At 48.7% G+C, this 3,621-nt stretch carries 2 protein-coding genes; both read left to right on the forward strand.

Annotation, left to right across the window (positions count from 1 at the left end; genetic code table 11):
• Positions 1-1,264 (forward strand): hypothetical protein (locus tag KBW69_RS23175; protein ID WP_257282494.1); only part of this gene is annotated, 1,264 nt, incomplete at its 5' end.
• A 262-nt stretch (positions 1,265-1,526) separates the two neighbouring features.
• Positions 1,527-3,621 (forward strand): hypothetical protein (locus KBW69_RS23180; protein WP_257282495.1); only part of this gene is annotated, 2,095 nt, incomplete at its 3' end.

Below are 3,621 nucleotides of genomic sequence, written 5' to 3' on the forward strand. Positions count from 1 at the left end.
GGTTAACAAAGAAATCGAAGGACTCGTCAAGTACTGTGGTGAAGAGTGCAGAAAGTTGCTGCTTGAGCAAAACCCACATCTCTGGGAGGGCAAGCTGGATTCCCTGGATGGTCTTAAGCTGAACGGGATGGATCATAAATTTAAAGGGATTGATTTCAGCGGCTGTTCAATGAAGGGTACAGTACTGCAATCCGCTGTATTTCTGAGATGTAAATTCAATACAGAGCTGTTAAACAGTGCTATTGTCGAAAATAGCTTTTTCAGCGGATGTTCTTTTGAAGGCGAGCGGCTTTCAACTTCGCTATTGGACAATGTCCGTTTTAATCCCGAATGTGATATAAAAGGCCTGGTGTATGAAAGTACGCGACGGCTTTCCCGAATCCTATATGAGTCGTGTGTTAATCAGAACAATGAGTTCAATCTGAAACGATGGCTGGAGGTGATGGGGAAAAGTGAGTGTCTAAGCGGTCGCTCAACACCGCTGGATGATTTAAGCCGGGATATTCTGTCCCAACATATTGAAGAAATTAAAAGAACGTATCCACAGCAACTTTGTGAAATTATTTTTGCACTTTTCTCCATTGAATTTAAAACTACTGCCAATGCAATAAATTTTGTCTGCAGTAATCCGGAATTCTATGATCGTAAAATCAAAGATCTCAAAGATTTGTATTTTGAATTCAGAACCATCTTCCTGAAAGAAGGAGATTATGGGAAATTGTCAGGTGATCCATTCGACGAATTATGCATTCTCTATAACTTCGAAAACAATTCTTTTTCCCGGGAAGCGGTTTTGGCGTTGATGTTAAATGTTATTAACCTTGTTCTATTCCCTGAATCCAATGATCAATACATAGACTTTGGCGTCAATGCCAACAACGCCGATGAGCATGACGATTGCTTGAAAGCCATTCCTGAGGTCAGTAGCGAAAGTGCACAAAAGAACTCAATCTCATCCCTGAAAACAGGTAGCCTGCCTCTGGTTGAAATGCAACGTTACAAAGCTCATCTTTGTCGCTTTTACCTTAGAAACTACCGGAAATATTTTCATCGATTCTGGAAAGAATGCTCAGAAAAGAGTCAATTAACAATAGCCAAACACTGTTTGCGTCATCAAAATGTTGCCGTTAGCCCCTCAACAACCGAGGAGTTTATAACATTGTTGTCTAAAGACCACGATGTGGAAATTTGGCGGGACATGTATAACGCCAACATGGAAAAACATACAAAAATTCAGAAAGAGTGGGATCTGTTGCGTCCGTAATATTTTGGAGAGTGGGGCAAAGACAACAGCTATTATTGAGTTCGAATGGCCTACCCCCTCAATGTGGCACTGCCAATCTTAGCCACACCTCAACTCCTCCTGCCATTCCTCAGGTGTGGAGGCAATCTTATGGTTTTATCCGGTCTTCACAGAATGGATGAAACTAATTATTGGATAAACAGTCTCAATTGTTATTGGTTCGATAGATTTCATATCTACCAAACAGATTGGTATTACAAGGATAGTAGTGAGGGCTGAAGAAATGGATTTGCCAGGTATTAAAACAGTCAGTGAAAAAACAGAACAGGCGTCTTTTGTCGGTTGCATCGGTTCATCTAACAATGCTAATAGGACAGGCACCGCTTTTGCCAGAGAAGTGAGTAAAAGTGAAGAGTTAATGCTTCCGGCTGTTGCTTGTGCAAAGTGGGATGAGGCGATCGAAATGGATTTCATGGGCAAGGCCGCGCATAAGGTAGCCGTCACTGATATTGCCCCGAAAATAATTGAGACAGCGCTGGAAACGCTGAACATTGAGCCGGTAAACAAGCGTCCGAAATTTGCTGAACTCCAAACAGCCCATTTGCCGATCATTGATCAATCGTTGATCGAATCCACTCAGGTAGCGAAAACGGCCCTGCTTCTGCATTATCGTCCTAATAGCATCGCTCCCCATGACCAAACCATTGCCCGCCCTGTTCATGGTCTCCAGCACAGTTGCCGGACGGCGATCTGGGCAGTAGCCCTGTTGCAACAACGTAAACTACACGGCGATCCTCAGGCGCTGGCATTTCTCGACCACATGGTACCCCTGCTGATCAAAACCTGCCTGTTTCACGACACTGGCCGTGAAGGCGATGGGGACGATACGGTGGAGTGGGAGCGGGCCAGTGCGGACAACCTGAGGGAACACCTGCGCAACTTCGGGGTGGATCAGTCCCTGGCATGGCAATGCGGTGAAGCCATTTGCCACAAGGATAACCCGGAGGGCTGCCAGCATCTGCCTGAAGAAATACAGACCCTGCGCAGTCTGCTCCATGATGCGGATACGCTGGATGTGATGCGGGTCAGGGGATACTTTTACATGGACCGGCTGGAGTGTTTTGCTGCCTGTCAGGATGATCACCAGAAGCAAGACTGGCGCCTGCTGGCCGAGGAGGTCTGCCAGATGATCGCCAGGCAGGGTGACCTTTTTTATCCGATTAAATTGCAGGACAGTCCCGCAAAGCGCGATCATTTCTTCAGCATCGGTGCCCCCAGCCAGTCTGAGAACACTAAAAAGCAGTGGGAGCACCACCCTTCGCCTTTCAGTTATCAGCTCTTTACCATAGGCGAGCAGTCCGCTGTTGTCCGGGGGTTAATAACGCCTTATACCGGACATCTGGCAGAACCATCAGAATCGACCTTCTCTCTTTCACAACTGAACCCGCAGAGTGGTGCCATAAAAGAATGTCAGAGCACTTGGCCAGCGGGGCTGTATAACGACCCTGTTAACCAACAGGTTTATTCCATCAAACCGGCGAGCTGTGAACTCAGTGCCCGCAACCAGCTACTGATGGCCAACCTGGCCGGGTTGCTGGGCATCACAGTACCTCAGAGTTTTGTCCATCAGGAGCAGGGTCAGTTTTATGTGGTCAGTCCTGTCCCCGAACAATGGCAGGGCAAGCTCAGAGGCGGAGAGGCAACACTGCGCTCTTTGTCTTCAGAGCAATGGGCCAGATTATTGCTGATTAATGTGATAGTCGGTAACGAAAATATGGTTAACAGCGTCTGGGAGGGCATTGAACTGACCCCGGAAGGGGAGCCGGTCATGTTCAACTGGGACTTTGCCGGACTGGCGACTCGCTACCCGTGTCCTGAGAAACCAGAGCCTGCCCCCCAAGCGGACGATTTTTCCTCCATGCCGGTGCTGCTGAATAGACTGCGAAACCCAAAGGCCCCCCCCATGAACTCGTTACCGATCAACAACCCCTGCGTCGATATCCTTGCGCAATTAGACGATGACTTGCTGGGCCATACCCTGAAAGATATCTTGTGGCAGGTCGACTGGCAGGCCCTTGACCGACTGATCGAACACAGCGGTTTTCTGCCCGGTGACCGAAGCTGGTTACGGCAGACGATTCACGATCGCATTGCCTGGCTGACCACACGCTTCCCCAACAGCCTGGAGGCCGGTGAGAGGGTATCCATGGCGGAGTTCAAGGCAATAGAAGCGGCAGGTATCCGTGGCGGCTGGCTGCCGGTTAAAGGTCGGGATATCCGGGGTGGGCAGATCGGTATTAGCCAGTTACTGGATGCCAACGGCCAACCCATTACCCGGATGTCCCTCAAGCTGTCCCGGGAAGCGGGCAATAAACTGG

The sequence above is a fragment of the Endozoicomonas sp. ISHI1 genome (assembly GCF_024606225.1).
In the GTDB taxonomy this organism is placed as follows: Bacteria; Pseudomonadota; Gammaproteobacteria; order Pseudomonadales; family Endozoicomonadaceae; genus Endozoicomonas_A.